The following is a 24716-nucleotide window of genomic DNA, read 5'->3' as shown; positions in this document are numbered from 1 at the left end:
CCGAAACACTAAGTTCGGCTTGCTTTTTTTGCGTTTCATTGGCATTATAAGGAAGAGAATAAGATGAGAATGGAGGAACTTTTGTGACTGAGGAACAACAAAATCAATTAGAAGATTTAAACGATCAAATGATTGTTCGTCGTGAGAAAATGGAGCAATTGAGAGAAAATGGGATCGATCCATTTGGTAAGCGATTTGAGCGTACACATAATTCCCAAGAATTGCACGAATTATTTGATCCACGTACAAAAGAAGAATTGGCGGAGATGGCATTGACAGCGAGTGTTGCTGGCCGTATGATGACACGCCGTGGAAAAGGTAAAGCTGGATTTGCCCATCTGCAAGACAGAGAAGGCCAAATCCAAATCTACGTACGCAAAGACCGAGTAGGTGAAGAAGCTTATGAAGTATTCAAACATGCTGACTTAGGAGATTTCTTTGGCGTAACTGGAGAAATCATGAAAACTGATACAGGTGAGGTATCGATTAAAGCCTCTGAAATCGTCATCTTATCAAAAGCACTTCGTCCATTACCAGATAAATATCATGGATTAACGAACATCGAACAACGATACAGACAGCGTTACCTTGATTTAGTAAGTAATAGAGATAGTTTTGACCGCTTCATGAAACGCAGTCAAATCATTAGTGAGATCCGTCGCTATTTAGATGGGAACGGCTATATCGAAGTTGAAACACCAGTCTTGCATAATGAAGCCGGTGGAGCAGCAGCACGTCCGTTTATCACACATCACAATGCGTTAGATATGGATCTATATCTACGTATTGCGTTAGAACTTCATTTGAAACGTCTGATCGTTGGTGGTATGGAAAAAGTTTATGAGATCGGCCGTGTATTCCGTAATGAAGGAATCGATACGACCCACAACCCTGAGTTCACGATGCTTGAAGCATACACTGCATATACTGATTTTCAAGATGTGATGAACTTGACAGAAGGTATCATCCGTAATGCAGCTGAAAAAGTATTAGGAACAGCTAAAATCACTTATGCAGGTCAAGCAGTTGATTTAGAGAGTGATTTCAAACGTGTGCATATGGTCGATGCAATCAAAGAGCATACAGGTGTTGATTTCTGGAAAGAAATGACCTTAGAAGAAGCACTAGCGATTGCAAAAGAACACCAAGTTGAAGTGACAGAAGCAATGGGTGTTGGTCACGTCATCAATGAATTCTTTGAAGCGTTTGTGGAAGAAACCTTAGTGCAACCTACTTTTGTCTATGGACATCCAGTAGAAGTTTCTCCATTGGCGAAGAAAAATCCTGAAGACCCACGTTTTACTGACCGTTTCGAATTGTTCATCACAGGTAAAGAATTTGCTAATGCCTTTACTGAGCTGAATGATCCAATCGATCAAAGAGAACGTTTTGAAGCGCAAGAAAAAGAACGCGAGCTTGGAAACGATGAAGCACATGGTTTAGACGAAGACTTCTTAGAAGCGCTAGAATATGGCATGCCACCAACTGGCGGACTAGGTATCGGAATCGACCGTCTAGTCATGCTATTGACCGATGCTCAATCGATCCGTGACGTATTACTATTCCCAACCATGCGTTAAATCTGAGACATAAATAGAAACAACCAGTTCAGGGAACCAAACCGACAATAGCCAGAAATGTTTTTTATTTCTAGCTGCTGTCGGTTTATTTTTTAGAGAAAAAATGAGATAACTTTGCTTGAAATCTTGTTCTATATTTAAGACTTTATTGAAACTAATTTTTAAGTAAATGCGTATCAATGAACCATTTCAGAGAAAGTTATGGAAAGGGATAAGATAGATATAAAAAAAGAAAACGGAACCATTAGAAATGAGTCTACTTTATAGAAGTTTCAGCGTAATTGCAATGGCGAATGATTTATGTAGATAAAGGTTTTCAACATCTTTATGCCATGCGAAAAGCGAACGTTTAAATAGTTTTTCAGTATATTAATCGTATAACTAAAAAACTTGAAAAAACACAAAAAAATTCGTTGACCAATAAGATTTTAGTTGGTATATTATTATTTGTTCAAAAGTTAAGTTTCATAACTTCTGAATGATCATAAAAAAGTTCTTGACGTGTGGGACAACACATGATAAGATAACCAAGTCGCTTGTGAACGACAACAGATAAACGTTGATTTCGCAAAGAAAAAAAACAAAATTAACTGTTGACAAATAACAAACGATAAGTTATGATAAGTGAGTTGCTAAAACGACCTCATGAAAAAAGAGTTCAAAAAAACTTTTAAAAAATAGTTGACAATCATTCGAGAGTTTGCTAAGATATAAAAGTTGCTACGGCAATCACAAACGATAAGTTGAGACAGTTGTGTTTCATTTATCACGTAGACCTTTGAAAACTGAACAAAGTAAGACAAACCAAATGTGTAGGGCGTCTTGATTCAATTCAAGACAACAAACATTTTTAACAAGCAAGCAATATGCTAGCAAACAATTGAGCTTAACAATCGAAAGATTGTTCTAACTTTTATTATGAGAGTTTGATCCTGGCTCAGGACGAACGCTGGCGGCGTGCCTAATACATGCAAGTCGAACGCTTCTTTTCCCACCGGAGCTTGCTCCACCGGGAAAAGAGGAGTGGCGAACGGGTGAGTAACACGTGGGTAACCTGCCCATCAGAAGGGGATAACACTTGGAAACAGGTGCTAATACCGTATAACAATCGAAACCGCATGGTTTCGTTTTGAAAGGCGCTTTACGGTGCCGCTGATGGATGGACCCGCGGTGCATTAGCTAGTTGGTGAGGTAACGGCTCACCAAGGCCACGATGCATAGCCGACCTGAGAGGGTGATCGGCCACATTGGGACTGAGACACGGCCCAAACTCCTACGGGAGGCAGCAGTAGGGAATCTTCGGCAATGGACGAAAGTCTGACCGAGCAACGCCGCGTGAGTGAAGAAGGTTTTCGGATCGTAAAACTCTGTTGTTAGAGAAGAACAAGGGTGAGAGTAACTGTTCACCCCTTGACGGTATCTAACCAGAAAGCCACGGCTAACTACGTGCCAGCAGCCGCGGTAATACGTAGGTGGCAAGCGTTGTCCGGATTTATTGGGCGTAAAGCGAGCGCAGGCGGTTTCTTAAGTCTGATGTGAAAGCCCCCGGCTCAACCGGGGAGGGTCATTGGAAACTGGGAGACTTGAGTGCAGAAGAGGAGAGTGGAATTCCATGTGTAGCGGTGAAATGCGTAGATATATGGAGGAACACCAGTGGCGAAGGCGGCTCTCTGGTCTGTAACTGACGCTGAGGCTCGAAAGCGTGGGGAGCAAACAGGATTAGATACCCTGGTAGTCCACGCCGTAAACGATGAGTGCTAAGTGTTGGAGGGTTTCCGCCCTTCAGTGCTGCAGCTAACGCATTAAGCACTCCGCCTGGGGAGTACGACCGCAAGGTTGAAACTCAAAGGAATTGACGGGGGCCCGCACAAGCGGTGGAGCATGTGGTTTAATTCGAAGCAACGCGAAGAACCTTACCAGGTCTTGACATCCTTTGACCACTCTAGAGATAGAGCTTCCCCTTCGGGGGCAAAGTGACAGGTGGTGCATGGTTGTCGTCAGCTCGTGTCGTGAGATGTTGGGTTAAGTCCCGCAACGAGCGCAACCCTTATTGTTAGTTGCCATCATTTAGTTGGGCACTCTAGCAAGACTGCCGGTGACAAACCGGAGGAAGGTGGGGATGACGTCAAATCATCATGCCCCTTATGACCTGGGCTACACACGTGCTACAATGGGAAGTACAACGAGTCGCGAAGTCGCGAGGCTAAGCTAATCTCTTAAAGCTTCTCTCAGTTCGGATTGTAGGCTGCAACTCGCCTACATGAAGCCGGAATCGCTAGTAATCGCGGATCAGCACGCCGCGGTGAATACGTTCCCGGGCCTTGTACACACCGCCCGTCACACCACGAGAGTTTGTAACACCCGAAGTCGGTGAGGTAACCTTTTTGGAGCCAGCCGCCTAAGGTGGGATAGATGATTGGGGTGAAGTCGTAACAAGGTAGCCGTATCGGAAGGTGCGGCTGGATCACCTCCTTTCTAAGGAATATTACGGAGACTACACACGTTTGTCGATACTTTGTTCAGTTTTGAGAGGTCTACTCTCAAAATTTTGTTCATTGAAAACTGGATATTGAAGTAAAAATGTAAGTAATACAAACCGAGAACACCGCGTTGAATGAGTTTTTTAATAAGTTCAATTGCTTATTTTTCTTGATTTGACTTCTATCGCTAGAAGAAAGATCAAAACCCAACCGCAAGGTTGATAAGGTTAAGTGAATAAGGGCGCACGGTGGATGCCTTGGCACTAGGAGCCGATGAAGGACGGGACTAACACCGATATGCTTTGGGGAGCTGTACGTAAGCTATGATCCAGAGATTTCCGAATGGGGGAACCCAGCATCTTTTATAGGATGTTACGTATACGTGAATACATAGCGTATACGAGGTAGACGCAGAGAACTGAAACATCTAAGTACCTGCAGGAAGAGAAAGAAAATTCGATTCCCTGAGTAGCGGCGAGCGAAACGGGAAAAGCCCAAACCAATGAGCTTGCTCATTGGGGTTGTAGGACTCCGATATGGTAGTTCTTTCAGATAGTCGAATGACTTGGAAAAGTCAGTCAAAGAGGGTGAAAGCCCCGTAGATGAAATTTGGAAGGCACCTAGGAGGATCCTGAGTACGGCGGAACACGAGGAATTCCGTCGGAATCCGGGAGGACCATCTCCCAAGGCTAAATACTCCCTAGTGACCGATAGTGAACCAGTACCGTGAGGGAAAGGTGAAAAGCACCCCGGAAGGGGAGTGAAATAGAACCTGAAACCGTGTGCCTACAACAAGTCAAAGCCCGTTAATGGGTGATGGCGTGCCTTTTGTAGAATGAACCGGCGAGTTACGATTGCATGCGAGGTTAAGTTGAAGAGACGGAGCCGCAGCGAAAGCGAGTCTGAATAGGGCGTTTGAGTATGTAGTCGTAGACCCGAAACCATGTGATCTACCCATGTCCAGGTTGAAGGTGCGGTAAAACGCACTGGAGGACCGAACCCACGTACGTTGAAAAGTGCGGGGATGAGGTGTGGGTAGCGGAGAAATTCCAAACGAACTTGGAGATAGCTGGTTCTCTCCGAAATAGCTTTAGGGCTAGCCTCGGAATTGAGAATGATGGAGGTAGAGCACTGTTTGGACTAGGGGCCCATCTCGGGTTACCGAATTCAGATAAACTCCGAATGCCATTCATTCATATCCGGGAGTCAGACTGTGAGTGATAAGATCCATAGTCGAAAGGGAAACAGCCCAGACCACCAGCTAAGGTCCCAAAATATATGTTAAGTGGAAAAGGATGTGGGGTTGCACAGACAACTAGGATGTTGGCTTAGAAGCAGCCACCATTTAAAGAGTGCGTAATAGCTCACTAGTCGAGTGACCCTGCGCCGAAAATGTACCGGGGCTAAACATATTACCGAAGCTGTGGAGTACACCTTTAGGTGTATTGGTAGGAGAGCGTTCTAAGGGCGTTGAAGGTAGATCGTGAGGACTGCTGGAGCGCTTAGAAGTGAGAATGCCGGTATGAGTAGCGAAAGACAGGTGAGAATCCTGTCCACCGAATGACTAAGGTTTCCTGGGGAAGGCTCGTCCGCCCAGGGTTAGTCGGGACCTAAGCCGAGGCCGACAGGCGTAGGCGATGGACAACAGGTTGATATTCCTGTACTCGTTGTTTTTGTTTGAGCAATGGAGGGACGCAGGAGGCTAAGGAATGCAGACGATCGGAAATGTCTGTCCAAGCAGTAAGTCTTGATAGGAGTCAAATGCTTCTAACTTTAAGGACAAGCTGTGATGGGGAGGGAAATAATAGTACCGAAGTTCCTGACGTCACACTGCCGAGAAAAGCTTCTAGTGAGAAAACAACGACCCGTACCGCAAACCGACACAGGTAGTCGAGGAGAGAATCCTAAGGTGAGCGAGAGAACTCTCGTTAAGGAACTCGGCAAAATGACCCCGTAACTTCGGGAGAAGGGGTGCTGATCGTCAGATCAGCCGCAGTGAATAGGCCCAAGCGACTGTTTATCAAAAACACAGGTCTCTGCAAAATCGTAAGATGAAGTATAGGGGCTGACGCCTGCCCGGTGCTGGAAGGTTAAGAGGAGTGCTTAGCGTAAGCGAAGGTACGAATTGAAGCCCCAGTAAACGGCGGCCGTAACTATAACGGTCCTAAGGTAGCGAAATTCCTTGTCGGGTAAGTTCCGACCCGCACGAAAGGCGTAACGATTTGGGCACTGTCTCAACGAGAGACTCGGTGAAATTTTAGTACCTGTGAAGATGCAGGTTACCCGCGACAGGACGGAAAGACCCCATGGAGCTTTACTGTAGTTTGATATTGAGTGTCTGTACCGCATGTACAGGATAGGTAGGAGCCGTAGAAATCGGAACGCTAGTTTTGATGGAGGCGCTGGTGGGATACTACCCCTGCGTTATGGCCACTCTAACCCGCACCACTTATCGTGGTGGGAGACAGTGTCAGATGGGCAGTTTGACTGGGGCGGTCGCCTCCTAAAGAGTAACGGAGGCGCCCAAAGGTTCCCTCAGAATGGTTGGAAATCATTCGAAGAGTGTAAAGGCAGAAGGGAGCTTGACTGCGAGACCTACAAGTCGAGCAGGGACGAAAGTCGGGCTTAGTGATCCGGTGGTTCCGCATGGAAGGGCCATCGCTCAACGGATAAAAGCTACCCTGGGGATAACAGGCTTATCTCCCCCAAGAGTCCACATCGACGGGGAGGTTTGGCACCTCGATGTCGGCTCGTCGCATCCTGGGGCTGTAGTCGGTCCCAAGGGTTGGGCTGTTCGCCCATTAAAGCGGCACGCGAGCTGGGTTCAGAACGTCGTGAGACAGTTCGGTCCCTATCCGTCGCGGGCGTTGGAAATTTGAGAGGAGCTGTCCTTAGTACGAGAGGACCGGGATGGACTTACCGCTGGTGTACCAGTTGTTCTGCCAAGGGCATTGCTGGGTAGCTATGTAGGGAAGGGATAAACGCTGAAAGCATCTAAGTGTGAAGCCCACCTCAAGATGAGATTTCCCATTTCTTTAAGAAAGTAAGATCCCTGAGAGATGATCAGGTAGATAGGTCAGGAGTGGAAGTACAGTGATGTATGGAGCGGACTGATACTAATCGATCGAGGACTTAACCAAAATAAAATGAAAAAACTCGGAGAGTTTCTTACTGATACTTCAAATCCAGTTTTGAGTGAACAAGATTTACTCAAATATAGATAACACCAAGTGTGGTGGCGATGGCGAGAAGGATACACCTGTAACCATGCCGAACACAGAAGTTAAGCTTCTTAGCGCCGATTGTAGTGAGGGGTTGCCCCTTGTGAGAGTAGGACGCCGCCACGCTTTGTTATCTTTGGAGGTTTAGCTCAGCTGGGAGAGCATCTGCCTTACAAGCAGAGGGTCAGCGGTTCGATCCCGTTAACCTCCATATGAGCCGTTAGCTCAGTTGGTAGAGCATCTGACTTTTAATCAGAGGGTCACAGGTTCGAGCCCTGTACGGCTCATATTTTTGCGGGTGTGGCGGAATTGGCAGACGCACTAGATTTAGGATCTAGCGCCTTACGGCGTGGGGGTTCAAGTCCCTTCACCCGCATCATATGATTTATTCTATTTTTTTACGCCGGCTTAGCTCAGTTGGTAGAGCATCTGATTTGTAATCAGAGGGTCGAGGGTTCAAGTCCTTTAGCCGGCATCGTAAATACGCGGAAATAGCTCAGTGGTAGAGCACCACCTTGCCAAGGTGGGGGTCGCGGGTTCGAACCCCGTTTTCCGCTTTGCCAATGTACTACGCGCCGGGGTGGCGGAACTGGCAGACGCACAGGACTTAAAATCCTGCGGTGAGTGATCACCGTACCGGTTCGATTCCGGTCCTCGGCATTACAAATATGCGCCCATAGCTCAATTGGATAGAGTGTTTGACTACGGATCAAAAGGTTAGGGGTTCGACTCCTCTTGGGCGCGTTAGTTTTACGGGAAGTAGCTCAGCTTGGTAGAGCACTTGGTTTGGGACCAAGGGGTCGCAGGTTCGAATCCTGTCTTCCCGATTAGTAAATAGTTTCAAGGGGCCTTAGCTCAGCTGGGAGAGCGCCTGCTTTGCACGCAGGAGGTCAGCGGTTCGATCCCGCTAGGCTCCATTTCATTTAAATAATGAATACTTTTTTTCGCGGTGTAGCTCAGCTGGCTAGAGCGTCCGGTTCATACCCGGGAGGTCGGGGGTTCGATCCCCTCCGCCGCGATTATTTAAGAGCCTGGACCTTTAGCTCAGTTGGTTAGAGCAGACGGCTCATAACCGTCCGGTCGTAGGTTCGAGTCCTACAAGGTCCATAGCGACGTTGTATTTCATATTGGAGGATTACCCAAGTCCGGCTGAAGGGAACGGTCTTGAAAACCGTCAGGCGGGTAAAACCGTGCAAGGGTTCGAATCCCTTATCCTCCTTTTCATATTATCGCGGGATGGAGCAGTCTGGTAGCTCGTCGGGCTCATAACCCGAAGGTCGTAGGTTCAAATCCTGCTCCCGCAATTAAAAACTAAAAACATTGGTTCCGTGGTGTAGGGGTTAACATGCCTGCCTGTCACGCAGGAGATCGCGGGTTCGATTCCCGTCGGGACCGCCACGCGGGTGTAGTTTAGTGGTAAAACCACAGCCTTCCAAGCTGTTGTCGCGAGTTCGATTCTCGTCACCCGCTTTTAGTTTTTATGGGCCTATAGCTCAGCTGGTTAGAGCGCACGCCTGATAAGCGTGAGGTCGATGGTTCGAGTCCATTTAGGCCCATTTATTCAAAATCTTAATGGTTTTGGGGAAGTACTCAAGTGGCTGAAGAGGCGCCCCTGCTAAGGGTGTAGGTCGGGAAACCGGCGCGAGGGTTCAAATCCCTCCTTCTCCGTTTCATTTTTATCTGGCCCGTTGGTCAAGCGGTTAAGACACCGCCCTTTCACGGCGGTAACACGGGTTCGAATCCCGTACGGGTCATTAGCTTTATATTGGAGGATTACCCAAGTCCGGCTGAAGGGAACGGTCTTGAAAACCGTCAGGCGGGTAAAACCGTGCAAGGGTTCGAATCCCTTATCCTCCTTTTTCATATTATCGCGGGATGGAGCAGTCTGGTAGCTCGTCGGGCTCATAACCCGAAGGTCGTAGGTTCAAATCCTGCTCCCGCAATTAAAAACTAAAAACATTGGTTCCGTGGTGTAGGGGTTAACATGCCTGCCTGTCACGCAGGAGATCGCGGGTTCGATTCCCGTCGGAACCGTTTGGCTCGGTAGCTCAGTTGGTAGAGCAATGGATTGAAGCTCCATGTGTCGGCAGTTCGATTCTGTCCCGCGCCATACTGCGGGTGTAGTTTAGTGGTAAAACCACAGCCTTCCAAGCTGTTGTCGCGAGTTCGATTCTCGTCACCCGCTTTAGTTTTTATGGGCCTATAGCTCAGCTGGTTAGAGCGCACGCCTGATAAGCGTGAGGTCGATGGTTCGAGTCCATTTAGGCCCATTACTTTCATATTTTTACCTGGCCCGTTGGTCAAGCGGTTAAGACACCGCCCTTTCACGGCGGTAACACGGGTTCGAATCCCGTACGGGTCATCGAAGATACTTCATGTAAGTATCTTTTTTTTGCTCTTTGACAAGTAGTGTTGGCGAGTTTAAATGGCTCTTCGACAAGTAGTGTTGGTGAGTTCAAATTAGAAGAATTTCATCGAGAATCAATCGAAGCAGAAATAGGCTTCGATTGATTCTTTTTTTTTTGGATCGATCTTGGAAAACCTAGCCCTGGATCAAGTCAATATGGTAAAAAAAATGGAAGGAATGGCGGTATCTATCAGTCACTCGTTTGCTGACCTTAATATTATTGTTCCTTCCAATGTCCCGTTACTATAAGGTATTTAGAAGGTATTTTTGATTCCCTTTCTATATTTGATCACTTTCATCCTACATCTCATATAACCCGCTGTTGGTTGATTATCTAACCCTACATGAATCATGTAGGAGAAGGTCTACCTTCTTTTTTCAGAAAGCCAATTCTTTGGAAAATGATTTTTTTGTCTGTTAAACTAAGTAATTTTTTGTAGGTTCATCCATGGAGATATCCTTTCTTGAGCAGCTTTGTTTTTATCAGTTTACTTCATTATAGAGACTGTATCATCAGAGCCTGTATCATCTTTTGGCTGTAGAGCTGAGAAAATGATTATTCTCATCATATAAATCTACTATTTTCTTAAACCTATCAATTTGCTGATGTTATGGGAGAGTATTTTTTTCGTGATTTTAAAATAAATGGGTAATTTTTATAGGAGTAGTCACTATACTATAATTAGTTAGAATGTACGAAATATGACGTCATAAATCCATAAATTTTTAACTAGATGATAGAAAAATTTAGTTAGAAGGATTATATGGTAGGAGAAGAAGCAACAGAAAACCATAGAAATGTTGCTGGTTTTAAAAAAGAAATAAATAGGCTACCTTGTAGGTCAGAAGATTTTTTCATTCCTTAGGAACAAATTGGTACAAAAATTATCAAGCAAAAAGAGACTCGGAACTTGAAAGTCAGCGCTCAAATAAGAAAGTAAATGCAAGTAAAAAGATACGATGAGTAGGGAGGGAACCTGTTTAGTCAAAACAAGTAATATCTATAAATTAGAAAAGAAGATTCGATAGATACATCGAAAACAAACCAATTTTCGTCCGCACTATCCCCCTATTAACCGTCAACTGAAATGAAGCTTGAAGATAATGGCGTTGTATCCATAGAAGCAGAAGCGACTCTACCCTAACTTCAAATCATATCCCGAATGATTGAAACCTGTTGTACCTATCAATGTGACAATGCTGGACATACAGCGAATAGAGATGACGATCTTAGTTTGGATTTAGTTACAGTGTCGGTTATACGAGCATTCATCAAACAAAAAAGTAGGTGTATCGAATTTGTTTTATCTGAATAGACGTCTCGTATTGAACCAAATGAGCGTAGTCAGCAGCCGTAGAATCGGAAATGTAGAAACAGAAAATAAACATTGATCTGATAACTTTTAAAATTGGGTAGAACTATTTACAGAATTTTGGCAAAGGAAAATATGAATACCGAAAAAATGATGAAAGAAAACAATAAAAATGAATTTCTCCAAAAACTACAGATATTAACATTAACACTGTCGTTAAAGGAAAATAATCAAAGAGTTGCTTCACCAGATTTTTATAGTTCACTGTATTCAACGTACATAAAAATGCTAGAAAATGATGATGATCAATCCTTTATTGATATAGAAAACCAGTCAAAAGTGATTGATTCACTGAAAAGATCTATGGATTTTTATAGCAGTGATCATCCAAGTTTTCTACAGAAAATCATTGAAAAAATGACCAATGATGATCCAACAGACTTCATGCTTTTCCAAAATTTGAATAATCTAGATAAAGATGGAAATAATTTACAACATTATTGTGGCTGGATCGTTTATAAAAGGGAAAATGATTTGTTTGTTGTTCAAGTAGATAGAAAAGAGAAATTTGGTGTAGGACAGGTGTCATATGCTAGGATTCCACTAACAAAAGCAGCTTGTTTAAGTGAACTATTTTTTTTGAAGTTGAACGTGCAAAATTCAGATGAGTTCTCTTTATTCCATGGGATCAAGTCAATTTCAGCTGGGTTTCAGGAAATTCCTGTTTTAAATAATAAAGTAAAAAAAGGAATGGACAATCCGGTCAGTGCCTTAGAAGATATCTTAAAAATACTATTGTTCCATTATATAGCAGACATTTTTTCGTTAAATACTACTGATATGATAAGGTCACTCTGGCATGGGGCTAATATTCAGCTGACTATACAAATACGTGAAAGTCTTCTTGCAGCGATAAAAACGGACAATCAAATCTGGAATGACCAATTTGACTACATTTTTGACTATTATTTGTATCAAACTGGAAATATTGGAATCAATGCAATTTTACCTAGTAATAAACAAAATGAGTGGCGGGACAGTATCAAAAAAAGTTTTAATAGTGATCCTTATATCCTTGCATTGATGAGTAGTGATGGAAAGATTTTGGATATAGATGAGGAGCTATTGCAAAAAAATCTTGTCTTAACCGTCAAACCATTAAATGTACTGTATGATAGAGAACTCCCATTAGTCAGTTCGATTGAATTGATGAATACACTCTATCATGATGGAATAATGATCACTATCTATGAAGATCGGTTGACTATGATCAAGAACCCTATAGCAAAAGAAATGAATCAACGTTTCCTTTCAAGACTACAAGAGCGATACCAAGAAATAAATAAAGAAATGAAACGACGTATCATAAAGAATCAACCAGAAGAACTAACTCTGGAAAGTAATAGTTATAGTTTAGTTCAGCTAGGAACAAACGTAGTATCAACAAATGATAGTAGTTTTGTTCAAACAGAAATAATGAAACAACAGAAAAAATATGTTTTTTCACGAAACATAGATATGTTGGCTTTAACGTTATCGTTAAAATCCAATGATGATATCAATTGTTTCCCAGGAATTTATGATCTATTATTTTCGACCTACATTAAAATGATCAAAAATGACCAAGAAGATTTTTTTATTGATAAGCAACGGCAACCACATATTATACAGTCCTTACAACGAACGATAGAGATTTATAAACTAACAAACATAGAAGACTTACATAATATTTTTGGGAATTTAAGAAATAATGATCCAACGGACTTTGTACTGTTTCCAGCTTATTTTCATATGTTAGATCCAAAAGAAGGCGGGCATATTTGTGGATTGACCATATATAAAAGAGACAATGAATTTATGATTATGCTAGTAGATAAAGAGTCTTTTTTTGAATCAGGTGCAGTCTCTTATGTTAAAGCACCGTTAAAAAATATTCAGGAGTTAAGTCAAATTATCTTCTCTGCACGAGAATTTTTTGATTTTAAGCCATATGGTATCTTAAGAAATATCGAAGCTATTTCTCATAAATTTAAAGCGATCCCATCGATAAAATTAGCCCATCAAACTACTGGTAATTGTGGAATTATTGAAATCGAAGCTACTTTGAGATTGATTTTATTCCACTGTAAAAAGGATCTCTTTGCTTTACAAACGTGTGATCGAATCACACCAAAATGGGGTAAAGATAGTCAATATTCAGCAACCATAGAGATGAAGGTACGATTTGTTGAGGCAATGAAAGGAACAGATCAAGAATGGAATCAAAATTTTGATTATGTATTGGGTTATTATCTTTATCGAAAAAAACAATCGATAAAATGGGGAGAAGCACAATTATCTATACATAAAGATTATTGGTATACAACCATACGTCATTTATATTCTAATGATCTTTACATTGTAGAAATACTGAATAGCGGGGGAATGATCCCAGCTGACTTTGACGTATCTTTAAAAGAGAAAATGATAGAACTCGTAGGAAAAGCAGGTATATTGTTGAACAGAGAAATCAAAGCAGTCGGGTTATCTGACCTATACAAAGAAATTCGAGAGAATACCTATGAACTAGAATTATTAAAAGGAAGACTCTCCTTTCTCAAAATCCCTGTGGCAAAAGAAATGTTAGACTACTATATTGCTCGCATAATGATAAAGAATATAGAAATAAAGAAGGAAATCAATCGACGTATCGGCATTGAACCAAAAGAATCTACCTGCCAAATGATGGAACGTCTGCCAATAATATCCCCTCCTGCTAGCGTTCAAAGCCCTCCACTATCATCACCTACTTCTCAAAGAACAACAGGGACTATGGTATCTGTGTCGAATCGTTTTATTTCAATGATTGATCAAGTAAAACAGGTGTCAAAAGATAAAAATCAGCGTTTAGTCAGTAAACAAGTCAAATGTAAAGTGCAGAATACATTGACAAAGTAACTGATGGATCTTGAAAAATATAAATTGTGGTTTTAATAAGTCAAACAATAGAGTTCTTTTAGTTGTGAACTTACTTAATAAATTGACGGATAACGATAAGTTCGTAATATGGTATGGGAAATCCAAAATCACTACCTAGGAGGAGAGAATGATATGGACACGGAAGATGAATTTATTAAAAGACTAGATATGCTAGCTTTAGCACTATCACTGGATACAATGTCGGAAAACTTTCGTTCATCATTAGGAATGTATGAATTGGTTTTTTCAACGTATATCAGCATGATCAAGAATGATCCTGATGAATTTTTCACTGAGAAAGGGCAACGGGCGAGAGTACTTGAATCATTACAACGATCAAAAGAATTCTGTAGCATTGAAAATAGAGAGAACCTGAAAAAATTGTTGGAAAATATGAGGGATAATGATCCAACTGATTTTATGATATTTCCTATTCCTCTTAAGAGTCCGATTAGCGAATATATGATGCCTCAGTTAAGTACCTTAACAGTCTATAAAAGAGAAGATTATTTTGTTGTGACGCAGGTAGAGAATGGACAACTGGATGAGCTAAGACAACAGGATTATTTTTGGATACCTTTAATGGACGTAGTTAGTTTGTGTGAAATTATCACCTTTGATCGGAATGCTATTGGGTCAATTGATTCAGAAGTACCCAATATAGTTGATGAAATCAGAGGAATTTCAGACCAATACCAAGTTACGTCTACGCCCGTTGATAAAAAAGAAACTATAGCGTTCAATGATCATTGGATCAGTAAAGTAGAGAGTGCTTTGAGGATCATTTTGTCCAATTGTCGCACAAATGAATTTTTTATTGAGTCCACTATACCACCGCTCCCAACATGGAACATGAAACATCCTGATCCGAATATTGAAATGAAAAAAAGATTTCTTGAAGCGGTCAAAGGTAAGAAACAAGAATGGAACGAACAGTTTGACTATGTTTTTGATTATTTTTTATATAAGAAAAATCGATTGATTGAAAATTCTGTCGTAGCAACAGAGAGTTTTTATCCACCGTGGCCGAACATCGTTGAATTTCTATTTGTAGAAGATCCCTATATAGTAGCATTGCGTAAAAGCAACGGTGATATTTCAAGGACTGTTAGCACGGAACTATCTTATCTAAGAAACAGAATGGAAATGTCCGTAGTAGATGTATTAGATACATTAGACCAATTAGATGGGGGAGAGGTCATCGATTTACCATTTAATGAGTTAGTAAATGGGCTTCATAAGAATCGCGAAATCATTAGCGTTTATAGAGAACGATTACCTCTAATCAGACTTCCGATCGCTAAGGAGATGACCCAACTTTGTCTTTCAAAAATGGAAGTTCGCTCTGAAGAAATAGAGGGTGAATTAAAGCGTCGTATGACAATAAGAAGAAAACTGGATGAAAGCAGTAGAATCACGCAGTTTGTCTCCAAAGTAGTACCAACTAGTATCATGGATTATATCACTCCGAACCAAGAGACAATGGAGCAAAGACAAGAATTTGCAAAACGAGTGGACATGCTAGCTATGTCATTATCGTTGAAACCGAATGATCAATCATTTGTTTCACCGGAAAGTTACGAATTACTATTTTCAATCTATGCGAAGATGATCAAAACTGATTATAATAATTTTTTTGTTGATCGAATACAAACAATGAATATTGTCCATTCGTTAAATAGAACAATACAGTTGTATCGCATGGATAGCGCAGGAAATCTCCAAACTATTTTCGAAAAACTGAAGAATTATGACCCTACCGATTTTATACTTATTCCGGTAGCTTTTTCCACTGATCATCCACAGAAGTATTTTGGGCATGTTTGCGGTCTGACGATTTACAAAAAAGAAAATAATTTTATTGTGATGAAAGTGGATAAAGAACAGTCCTATCGTACAGGTGCGGTATCATATGTGAAAGTTCCTTTTGAAAAGGCAAGAGCGCTAAGTCAATTGCTTTTTTCAGAACGTCATTTTTCAAATGAAAAACCATACGATATACTTAAAAAAATTGAAGGATTATCACATGAGTTTCGCCCGATTCGAGCAATACAACTCAAAGAGCAAACCATTGATAATTCCGTCATTAGTGAAATAGAAGCATCGTTGAGAACTATTCTGTTTAATTGTAAAAAAGATATATTTCGTTTGAATGACCAGGAGAAGGTAACACCAAAATGGGGCAAGTTGAATGAGCCTATTTTAGCAAGGCCTCAGAGACACCAAAATTGGTGGATGGAAGATCTTGGAACAACTTTAACAATGAAAGAGAGATTTCTTTTGGCAGTTCAAGGAATTAATGGAAATTGGAATAAGAATTTGCGATATATCTACGACTATTATTTTTATTTTAAAAATATATGTAAAAAAATGGAACATTCAGGAATTGATCAAAAACAAGCCCTTCTTAAGAATATCCGATATCTTTTTCAGCATGATCCTTATATTCAAGAAATGGTAAACAGCGGGGGGCAGATTCCAACGATCTTTGATGAACAACTAAGAAAAAAAGTAAAGAAAATGGTTGAATCAATGGGATCGGTACCTGAGAATGTCCTGAGAGTAATGGAGACATCTAAGATCCAGCAAGAAATTCAAATTAACGCGTATGTGCAAGGTTTTATAAAACAACGAATCCCATTTATCAAAATTCCGGTAGCCAAAGAAATGTCTGAACACATGGTTTATTGTACCGAAATAAAGAACGACAGATTGCAAAGAGAGTATCAGCGCCGTGTAGATCTCGCACAAAAGAAACAAAAGGAAGAACCACTCTATCGCTCTACCACTATGCCAATTACAGAAACATCAAGTCCAGTTGCACACAGCTCTCGTACCTCACCTAATTTGCTAGCGAGAAGTACAAATTTTGGTGATACTCTAAAAGGGCACTTTTCGGAACTATGTGATCGAGCAAAAAATCTATCTGGTTCTGTAAGCAATAATCTAGTAAGAGAAGCAAAAAATAAGAAGAATCATAGACAAGAGAAGTGATTTTGCGTTATTTATTTTAATGGAAAGTGAAGAGAGGATCGAAAACATTAACTATGGAAATGAATGGATAAAAAATCAGCTAAGTTCGCTTTCAGCTTGGCACTAAAAAAGATACAAGAGTTTTGATTCATTCGAAGAGCATAGATTGCTGATTACAACTGATATATCAAGTGAGCATATAAAGAAATACATACGAGAAAGGATAGATTTAAATTCCTACCATGATATGCAAGGTATTTGTCCGTCCGTTCTCTTTTTAAAAGCCCAAAATGGGCTATAAAATGTGTCATATTTTGTTAGTCATACGATGAATGTTGCAACAAAAACTAAAATTATTTATTTTGGAGGTAACTATGAATAATGAAAAAACAATCGAAAAAAGAACGAATGGAAATAAATGATTTTAAGAAAAAAATTGATATACTTGCCATGAATCTGTCTTTGAAAGAAAATGATCGCTTTTATGACGGACTAGAAATGATTTTTGCACTGTATGAAAAAATGATCCAAAATGATCAAGATGCCTTTTTCATTGATAAGGAACGAAAGGCACACATTATTGAATCATTAAAATACTCGAAACAGATTTTTGAGATCAAGAAACCCATGAAGATACAAGAATTATTACTAAACTTGAGAAGTGATGACCCCACAGACTTTCTAATTTTCCCGGCTACTTTTTCTGTGTTTGAGCATAATCTATCTGCTCATCTATGTGGCTTGATCTTCTATCGGAAAAACAATCATTTATTGGCGATCCAAGTAGACAAACAAAGATACTTTAAACAGACCGTTGTTTCCTATACCCAGATACCGCTAACGAAGATCGAGCACTTAAGTAAAATACTCTTTGTTAATCGAGATCATTACGGGCATAAACCTTTTGATATATTTAAAGATATCGAAGCAATTTCAGCAGCATTTCAATCTATTCCAACAATACAAATGAAAGAACAGATGACAGGGAATTGTGTGATTCTGGAATTAGAGGCTACGTTAAAATTAGCCTTGTATCACTGCCAAAGAGATATATTTTCGATTGATATAAATGAGAAAGTGTCACCGACATGGAACCTAGTTCATCCGAATCCAACAGTAGAAATGCGCGAAAGGTTTCTTAAAGTAGTCAAAGGAAAAAACAAAAAATGGAATGCTCAGTTTGATTATATCTTTGGCTATTATTTATACCGAAAAGGGTATGATATAGAAACTACGATCATCCATCACCACAGACAAGAAAAAATTTGGTATAAGCTTATTGAAACGGTTTTTAAATTGGATCCTTATATCCTCGCTATACAAAATGGTAATGGAGATCTTCCAATTCTAAATGAAGCGAAATTAATCAAAAGACTTGATCGAGCAGTAGAATCATTAAGTGAACTTTATGAAGAGGATATTAAGGAGGTTGCTGATGATAAGTTAGTGCTCATGCTCAAATTTGATGGATGTTTACGATCCATCATCAAAGAACGATTAGCATTCATAAAAATTCCAGTAGCTAAAAAAATGAATGAACATCTACTTTTAAGGATTGATGAGCGTTTTCAAGAAAATTACGCAGAAATAAAGAGACGAACAGAATTAAGAAAAAAAGAATGGGGATTGCTAAGTGATAAAGGGTGGTTGGTTCAGTTTGCAGAGAAGTGGATACCAAGGACTAGCGCCTATTTTTTATCATCAGAGATTGGAGAAACAAAACAGTTATATGAATTTGCAAGAAGAATGGATATGTTAGCATTAACTTTGTCGCTAAAGAGTAACAAGGATTATTTTGTCAGACCGGAAAATTACATATTATTATTTTCAACTTACATAAAAATGCTCAAAAATGACAAAGATGGCTTTTTTATTGATAAAAAAAGGCAGCTATCTATCATTCAGTCAGTGGAACGAACGATTGCGTTGTATCGCTTTGACCGAATGGAGAAGTTAAAAATTGTTTTAGAGAATTTGAGAAATAATGATCCGACAGATTTTATGCTTTTTCCGACGAGTTATTCCACGTTAGCTTCTGACCAAGCTGGACATGTCTGTGGGTTAACTGTCTATAAAAAGGATGACCAGTTTCTGGTGATGCAAGTAGATAAGAAAAAAGAGATTGGTGCGGGGGCTGTATCTTATGTGATGGTATCAGCCACTAAAGTTGAAGAGTTGAGTAATATTTTATTTTCTGCACGGGAGTTATTAAATTTCTATCCATATGGAACATTAATAAAAATCGAAGCTCTTTCTCACCAATTCAAAAAGATTCCTGCCATAAAATTGGAACCGCCAACGACTAATAATTATGGAGTAAGTGGCATCGAAACATCTTTAATATTGATTTTGTTCAATTGTAATGATTGCCTATTTGAATTAGTTGATGGCCCTAAAATAACGCCAACGTGGAATAATAAGCATAAGAACGCAACTTTTGAGATGCAGAAAAGATTTCTTCATGCAATGAAGGAACACAATCGGGAATGGAATAAAAACTTTGATTATGTTTTTGGTTATTGTCGATTTAGAAATTCGATATATGCGCATGCGCAACAATCGGGTAGTAGTCTTAGTAAAGATGAATGGTATCGAAATATCCGTTCATTATACAGAGAAGATCCTTATATAAAGGTAATCTTGAATAGAGGTGGCAGTATTCCACCAACAGTCGACGAACAAATAACAGAAAAAATCTTAAAAGTAGCAGAGGCACCGGGGACATTATATCAACGTGAGATCAGTGAAGTTGATTTGTCGGACTTGCATCGCGCACTTCTAAGTATTAGACATGAAATAAGTCTCATAACAGATCGAAACACCTATACCCAGATACCAATAGCAAAAGAAATAATCGATTCTTCGATTGATTTTCTTCAGGAAAAAACAATAGAAATTCAGAAAGAAATCAATCACCGCAACAGAATTGAAAAATTTAATCACTCAAATCAAATAAGTAAACAATGGATTCCCTTACCTTGGCATAATACCAGTAGGCAAGCTGTTCACACACTGGCAACTGCTTCGGAAGAAGTTGCTATTTGTTCCTCACGAGAAAATCGAATCTCTTATATGCTTTCTCAAGTCAAACATCAGGCAAAAGTAACAAGTAAAGATCTAGCCAGAAAGCCAGCAATAAATGAACTAAAAAGGCAATAGAAAAAGAGCCAATTAAATACGTTCAATAACTGATTTTACGAACTAAAACACACGAACTCCTTCTATTTCTTTATTCTAAAAAATTCGTTTCCTTATCATTTTTACAACTTTCTCTTTTTTCTAAAAAGTAACAAAAAAACGAGCGTAAAATCTGTTTATCTGCTATACTTGACTCGTTGCAAGTTCCCGAGAGGATCCGTACGAACGGAGATGCCTTGTAACCGAATTTAACTAGGGGGAATCATAATTATGGTAGAAAGACATTTATTTACATCAGAATCTGTTTCAGAAGGACATCCGGATAAGGTCGCTGATCAAATCAGTGATGCGATTTTAGATGCGATCCTAGAACAAGATCCAAATGCAAGAGTAGCTTGTGAGACGTCTGTAACAACGGGGTTAGTTTTAGTATTTGGCGAAATCTCTACGACAGCATATGTGGATATCCAAAAAGTGGTACGTGAGACAGTCAAAGAAATTGGTTATACTCGTGCAAAATTCGGCTTTGATGGTGATACTGTAGCAGTATTGGCAGCAATTGACGAGCAGTCACCAGATATCGCTCAAGGGGTGGATGAAGCACTTGAGATCCGTGACGAAAAAGAAAGAGATTTATTAGATGAAATCGGCGCTGGTGACCAAGGGTTGATGTTTGGTTTTGCAGTGGACGAAACACCAGAATTGATGCCTTTACCAATTGCTTTAAGTCATCGCTTAGTACGTCGTTTAGCTGAATTGCGTAAATCAAAAGAATTAACATATTTGCGCCCAGATGCAAAATCACAAGTCACTGTAGAATATAATGACCAAGGACAACCAGAAAGAGTCGATACGATCGTTATTTCGACACAACATGATGATGCAGTTGATAACGCAACGATTCGTCAAGATGTCATTGAAAAAGTGATCAAAGAAGTTATTCCAGCAGAACTACTGGACGAACAAACAAAATATTATATTAACCCTACTGGACGTTTTGTAATCGGCGGACCTCAAGGAGATGCTGGATTGACAGGACGAAAAATCATTGTTGATACGTATGGTGGGTATGCCCGTCATGGCGGCGGTGCTTTCTCTGGTAAGGATGCAACGAAAGTTGACCGTTCAGCAAGTTATGCGGCACGTTACATTGCGAAAAATATCGTAGCAGCAGGACTTGCTCGTAAAGTAGAAGTCCAATTGGCTTATGCAATCGGTGTCGCTCAACCCGTTTCGATCTCAATCAATACCTTTGGAACAGCAGAAGTGCCAGAAGAAGCGTTGATTGCTGCGGTAAGAGAAAACTTTGACTTACGTCCTGCGGGAATCATCGAAATGCTTGATTTGCGTCGTCCAATCTATAAACAAACAGCCGCATATGGTCATTTTGGACGTACAGATGTTGACTTGCCATGGGAAAAAACAGATAAAATAGATGCATTAAAAGCTAGTTTAGCTAAATAATTTATGTTTGAATTGAATGTGTTCGCTACGTGTGACGCACATCAAATGTAGACCAGTAAGCCGGGATATTCGAAAGTAGCTTATGCTACTTTTAGAGTATTTTGGCTTTTTTAGCAGAGTCGAAGTTTATTAGGCAGATGATGCCATTTAAATAACGGAAGTTACGATAAGGAGTGGGCTTGAGAATGGAAAGAAAAACAAACGTGAAAGTCGTAACGATCTGCGTGTTCATCGCTACATTTATGACGGCGATTGAGGGGACAATCGTTACGACTGCAATGCCAACGATCGTTGGTTCACTGCACGGCATGGAAATGATGAACTGGGTGTTTTCGATTTATTTATTGACGAATGCCATGTTGACACCCATCTATGGGAAGCTTGCAGATAAAGTTGGAAGAAAACCGATTTTTATTTTTGGTACGCTATTATTTATTATCGGTTCACTTTTTTGTGGGCTTTCTCAATCTATGCTTGGCTTGATTATTTCGCGGGCAATTCAAGGGATGGGTGCAGGAGCAATGATGCCAGTCGCATTGACGATCATTGGCGATTTGTACACGATTGAAAAACGAGCAAAAGTATTGGGTTTAAATAGTTCAGCTTGGGGAATCGCTAGTGTGTTTGGTCCATTAGCTGGTGGGTTTATTGTGGAAGCATTGAGTTGGCACTGGATTTTCTTCATTAATGTGCCAATTGGGTTATTACTGATGGTACTGATTTGGCTCTATCTCAATGAACCAAAAACAACTCGTGAAGCAAAACCGATGGATCTTAAAGGTAGTTTTAGTTTGATGTTCACATTGGTTCTGCTGTTACTAGGTTTTCAATTATTAGGTGATCAAGGGCTGACACCATTTGTGTTGGCATTATTGATAGGTAGTGTTTTATTCTTTTTCTTATTCCTGTTCGTCGAAAAACGAGCAGAAGATCCTGTCATCATGCTACACCTATTTAAAAACCCGCTTTTTGTCGTTGTGAATGCAGCAGCAGCTTTAGCAAGTGGTTTTTTAATGGGGATCGATGTCTATATCCCAATGTGGATGCAAGGAGTATTAGGACTTAATGCGGCAATTGGTGGATTAGTTTTGGCACCACTTTCTCTTGTTTGGATGGTTGGTTCGTTCTTAGCAAGTAAGTGGATGACCCAGATGACCACCTATCGAGTGTTACGTATTGGGTTGTTCATTACCATTATCGGTGGTGCAGGACTTTGGCTGATGCCATTTCAAAGTAATTTTTTATGGTTCTTCCTGATTTCAACGATCATCGGTGTCGGCTTAGGGATCACAATGACAACATCGACTGTCAGCGCACAAAACAGTGTGCCTTCAGAACAAATGGGTGTTGCCACTTCGTTTAATACGTTAGTCCGCACCATTGGGCAAACAGTGATGGTCGCAGTTTTTGGATTATTGATCAACCAGGTCACGCAAGCTGAACTTGCTGCCAAACAATTGACAGACGATCCGGATATTATGAACAAATTAGTCAATCCACAAACAGCAAAAATGATTGACGCAGAAATATTAACACCATTACGAGAAATTTTGTATCATGGGTTACACCAAGTCTATCTGGTGGGCTTGTTATTAGTCATCATCGCGCTAGGGCTAACATTTTTAATTCGTCAAAAAAATGCTACAATAAAAGAATACAAGTAAATTTACAGATTGTTGTCAGAAAAACGATCTGAATAAAGTAAAGAAGGCGACAAACATATGGCATTTATCCAAGCAAATGTTTATTCAAACGTATTAGAAATGGAAGTCAATCTAAATGTGATCTTACCTCAGACAACCAAAAAAGTGATTGGGACAAGTACGTCGGCCAATATGACGGATGTTCCAGTGCTTTACCTGTTACATGGTATGGGAGGTAATCATAGTGTCTGGCAACGACGGACTTCCATTGAAAGATATGCGGCGGATTACGGGTTAGCCGTCATCATGCCATCAACGGATTTAGGTTGGTACACAGACACAACGTATGATATGAAGTACTGGACGTTTATCTCAGAAGAATTACCAGAAATCTGTCACGAATTGTTCCCACAACTGACAACGAAACGAGAAAAAACGTATGCAGCCGGTCTTTCAATGGGCGGATATGGTGCGTTGAAATTAGGGTTAGCAAAGCCCGAACATTTTTCAGCTATTATTTCTCTCTCAGGTGCGGTGTCGGTTGGTAATCGAATGGACGACTTATTGATGATCCGTCAAGCCAAGTTCTGGGAAGGGATTTTTGGTCCACTAGATAGCATCCAAGGTTCAGTAAATGATCCAGCTTACCTTGTTGAAACCTTAGCAAAAAGTGACAAAGAACCACCACGTATGTATCTTGCTTGTGGTGAATCCGATTTTCTCTATCAAGCCAACCAAGAAATGGCAGAAATTTTAAAAGAAAACAACATCGATGTGACATTCGAACATGGTCCTGGTGAACATGATTGGATTTTTTGGGACCAATGGATCCAACGAGCTCTCGCTTGGTTGTTCAACAAAAGGAGCTGACCACGTATGGAAGAAACAAAGTATTGCAAAGACTCGATGGTTATCCAAACACATCGGATCTTTCCCTTTGATTTGAATCCATTTGGGTATCTTTTTGGAGGGAAACTAATGGCAATGATCGATGATGCAGCATCGATTTCGGTCACCCGTCATTGTCGCAGAGGGGCAGTCACTGCTTCTTTAGATAGTTTGAATTTTTTGAAGCCTTTGCATGAAAATCATTCCGTTTGTGTGGAATCTTACGTGTCGGGTGCCCATAAGAAATCAATGGAGGTTTTTGTGAAGATCATCGGTGAAAACTTAACGACAGGTGAACGCTATTTGGCTGCTACTTGCTTTACGACATTCGTTGCGGTTCCTTCACATATGAACCTTGAAAAAGAATTTACGGTGCCACATGTCATGCCTGAATCAGCAGAAGAACAATTAGTCTGCAAGGGATATGATGAACGACGTGCTACGAGACAGCAGGAGAGAACAGCCTATAAAGCATTTGCCGCTAGTTTATCTTTGGGCCTCCCTTGGACAAGAGAACGAGAAGGCGAATAAGTCTACTTATGAATGGTAGAAGAAATGTAGAAGTGATCGATCAAGATCACTTCTTTTTTATTGTGGCGAGCAAGATAGGTGCTAAACGGATTGGAAATAAGCATAATAAAGAAGAATTCC

The 24716-nt window shown here is 40.4% G+C and carries 8 protein-coding genes, 25 tRNA genes, 3 rRNA genes and 1 riboswitch; all 36 genes read left to right on the top strand.

Features of this window, described 5'->3' with window-relative positions; translation table 11 throughout:
* The first annotated feature begins 83 nt into the window (after window positions 1-83).
* The 36 genes from lysS (at window position 84) to IGJ00_RS14110 (ending at window position 24596) form a co-directional block, all read left to right on the top strand.
* On the top strand, window positions 84-1580 hold the full coding sequence (gene lysS, locus IGJ00_RS14285) for a lysine--tRNA ligase (RefSeq protein ID WP_010734126.1): 1497 nt from the start codon (window positions 84-86) through the stop codon (window positions 1578-1580).
* 914 nt (window positions 1581-2494) lie between these two features.
* A 16S ribosomal RNA gene (locus IGJ00_RS14280) occupies window positions 2495-4055 on the top strand.
* Between the two features lie 230 nt (window positions 4056-4285).
* Window positions 4286-7200 (top strand): 23S ribosomal RNA (locus tag IGJ00_RS14275).
* A 91-nt stretch (window positions 7201-7291) separates the two neighbouring features.
* Window positions 7292-7407: ribosomal RNA gene (gene rrf / locus IGJ00_RS14270) — 5S ribosomal RNA — on the top strand.
* Together the 16S, 23S and 5S rRNA genes with 25 tRNA genes alongside form the textbook arrangement of a ribosomal RNA operon.
* A 12-nt stretch (window positions 7408-7419) precedes the next feature.
* A tRNA-Val gene (locus tag IGJ00_RS14265) sits at window positions 7420-7492 on the top strand.
* Between the two features lie 3 nt (window positions 7493-7495).
* A tRNA-Lys gene (locus IGJ00_RS14260) sits at window positions 7496-7568 on the top strand.
* Window positions 7569-7575: 7 nt separating this feature from the next.
* Window positions 7576-7657 (top strand) — tRNA-Leu (locus IGJ00_RS14255).
* Between the two features lie 26 nt (window positions 7658-7683).
* Window positions 7684-7756: transfer RNA gene (locus tag IGJ00_RS14250), tRNA-Thr, on the top strand.
* Between the two features lie 10 nt (window positions 7757-7766).
* Window positions 7767-7838, top strand: a tRNA-Gly gene (locus IGJ00_RS14245).
* Between the two features lie 17 nt (window positions 7839-7855).
* A tRNA-Leu gene (locus tag IGJ00_RS14240) sits at window positions 7856-7941 on the top strand.
* 10 nt (window positions 7942-7951) lie between these two features.
* Window positions 7952-8025: transfer RNA gene (locus IGJ00_RS14235), tRNA-Arg, on the top strand.
* A 9-nt stretch (window positions 8026-8034) separates the two neighbouring features.
* A tRNA-Pro gene (locus IGJ00_RS14230) sits at window positions 8035-8108 on the top strand.
* Between the two features lie 17 nt (window positions 8109-8125).
* Window positions 8126-8198, top strand: a tRNA-Ala gene (locus IGJ00_RS14225).
* Between the two features lie 28 nt (window positions 8199-8226).
* Window positions 8227-8300 (top strand) — tRNA-Met (locus IGJ00_RS14220).
* Between the two features lie 14 nt (window positions 8301-8314).
* Window positions 8315-8388: transfer RNA gene (locus tag IGJ00_RS14215), tRNA-Ile, on the top strand.
* Between the two features lie 22 nt (window positions 8389-8410).
* Window positions 8411-8500, top strand: a tRNA-Ser gene (locus IGJ00_RS14210).
* A gap of 11 nt (window positions 8501-8511) precedes the next feature.
* Window positions 8512-8585 (top strand) — tRNA-Met (locus IGJ00_RS14205).
* An 18-nt stretch (window positions 8586-8603) separates the two neighbouring features.
* Window positions 8604-8679, top strand: a tRNA-Asp gene (locus tag IGJ00_RS14200).
* Between the two features lies 1 nt (window position 8680).
* Window positions 8681-8751 (top strand) — tRNA-Gly (locus IGJ00_RS14195).
* Between the two features lie 12 nt (window positions 8752-8763).
* Window positions 8764-8837 (top strand) — tRNA-Ile (locus IGJ00_RS14190).
* Window positions 8838-8861: 24 nt separating this feature from the next.
* A tRNA-Ser gene (locus IGJ00_RS14185) sits at window positions 8862-8949 on the top strand.
* A gap of 14 nt (window positions 8950-8963) precedes the next feature.
* A tRNA-Glu gene (locus IGJ00_RS14180) sits at window positions 8964-9035 on the top strand.
* 13 nt (window positions 9036-9048) lie between these two features.
* Window positions 9049-9138 (top strand) — tRNA-Ser (locus IGJ00_RS14175).
* Between the two features lie 12 nt (window positions 9139-9150).
* Window positions 9151-9224 (top strand) — tRNA-Met (locus IGJ00_RS14170).
* 18 nt (window positions 9225-9242) lie between these two features.
* A tRNA-Asp gene (locus IGJ00_RS14165) sits at window positions 9243-9315 on the top strand.
* Window positions 9316-9318: 3 nt separating this feature from the next.
* Window positions 9319-9391 (top strand) — tRNA-Phe (locus IGJ00_RS14160).
* Window positions 9392-9395: 4 nt separating this feature from the next.
* A tRNA-Gly gene (locus IGJ00_RS14155) sits at window positions 9396-9466 on the top strand.
* Between the two features lie 11 nt (window positions 9467-9477).
* Window positions 9478-9551, top strand: a tRNA-Ile gene (locus IGJ00_RS14150).
* 20 nt (window positions 9552-9571) lie between these two features.
* A tRNA-Glu gene (locus IGJ00_RS14145) sits at window positions 9572-9643 on the top strand.
* Between the two features lie 1508 nt (window positions 9644-11151).
* Complete coding sequence (locus tag IGJ00_RS14140; protein WP_438844554.1) at window positions 11152-13938, top strand: hypothetical protein; 2787 nt, start codon at window positions 11152-11154, stop codon at window positions 13936-13938.
* Between the two features lie 153 nt (window positions 13939-14091).
* Window positions 14092-16953, top strand: a complete 2862-nt coding sequence (locus IGJ00_RS14135; protein ID WP_438844553.1) for a hypothetical protein — start codon at window positions 14092-14094, stop codon at window positions 16951-16953.
* Between the two features lie 360 nt (window positions 16954-17313).
* A complete protein-coding gene (locus IGJ00_RS14130) occupies window positions 17314-20091 on the top strand; it encodes a hypothetical protein (protein ID WP_438844552.1) in 2778 nt (925 codons plus the stop codon).
* 171 nt (window positions 20092-20262) lie between these two features.
* A riboswitch (SMK box riboswitch) is annotated at window positions 20263-20343 on the top strand.
* Window positions 20341-21534 (top strand): methionine adenosyltransferase, encoded by a 1194-nt coding sequence (gene metK / locus IGJ00_RS14125; protein ID WP_071867913.1) that lies wholly within the window; start codon window positions 20341-20343, stop codon window positions 21532-21534. It overlaps the preceding riboswitch by 3 nt.
* 185 nt (window positions 21535-21719) lie before the next feature.
* Window positions 21720-23198 carry an MDR family MFS transporter gene (locus IGJ00_RS14120; RefSeq protein ID WP_161642673.1) on the top strand — a complete coding sequence of 493 codons (1479 nt, stop codon included), beginning with the start codon at window positions 21720-21722 and terminating at the stop codon, window positions 23196-23198.
* Between the two features lie 57 nt (window positions 23199-23255).
* Window positions 23256-24047 carry an alpha/beta hydrolase gene (locus IGJ00_RS14115; RefSeq protein ID WP_071867915.1) on the top strand — a complete coding sequence of 264 codons (792 nt, stop codon included), beginning with the start codon at window positions 23256-23258 and terminating at the stop codon, window positions 24045-24047.
* Window positions 24048-24053: 6 nt separating this feature from the next.
* Window positions 24054-24596, top strand: coding sequence for an acyl-CoA thioesterase (locus IGJ00_RS14110; RefSeq protein ID WP_161642671.1), 543 nt, complete (start codon window positions 24054-24056; stop codon window positions 24594-24596).
* The last annotated feature ends 120 nt before the right edge of the window (window positions 24597-24716 follow it).

It is taken from the genome of Enterococcus sp. AZ062, assembly GCF_051715065.1.
GTDB classification, from domain to species: domain Bacteria; phylum Bacillota; class Bacilli; order Lactobacillales; family Enterococcaceae; genus Enterococcus_B; species Enterococcus_B mundtii.
Note: the sequence above shows the minus strand (reverse complement) of the source record. Positions and strands in the feature narration are given on the sequence as shown.

Coding starts and splice junctions, on each gene's coding strand:
- IGJ00_RS14110 (WP_161642671.1), top strand. CDS start 24,054: ATGGAAGAAACAAAGTATTGCAAAGACTCGATGGTTATCCAAACACAT.
- IGJ00_RS14115 (WP_071867915.1), top strand. CDS start 23,256: ATGGCATTTATCCAAGCAAATGTTTATTCAAACGTATTAGAAATGGAA.
- IGJ00_RS14135 (WP_438844553.1), top strand. CDS start 14,092: ATGGACACGGAAGATGAATTTATTAAAAGACTAGATATGCTAGCTTTA.
- metK (WP_071867913.1), top strand. CDS start 20,341: ATGGTAGAAAGACATTTATTTACATCAGAATCTGTTTCAGAAGGACAT.
- IGJ00_RS14140 (WP_438844554.1), top strand. CDS start 11,152: ATGATGAAAGAAAACAATAAAAATGAATTTCTCCAAAAACTACAGATA.
- IGJ00_RS14130 (WP_438844552.1), top strand. CDS start 17,314: ATGAAAAAACAATCGAAAAAAGAACGAATGGAAATAAATGATTTTAAG.
- IGJ00_RS14120 (WP_161642673.1), top strand. CDS start 21,720: ATGGAAAGAAAAACAAACGTGAAAGTCGTAACGATCTGCGTGTTCATC.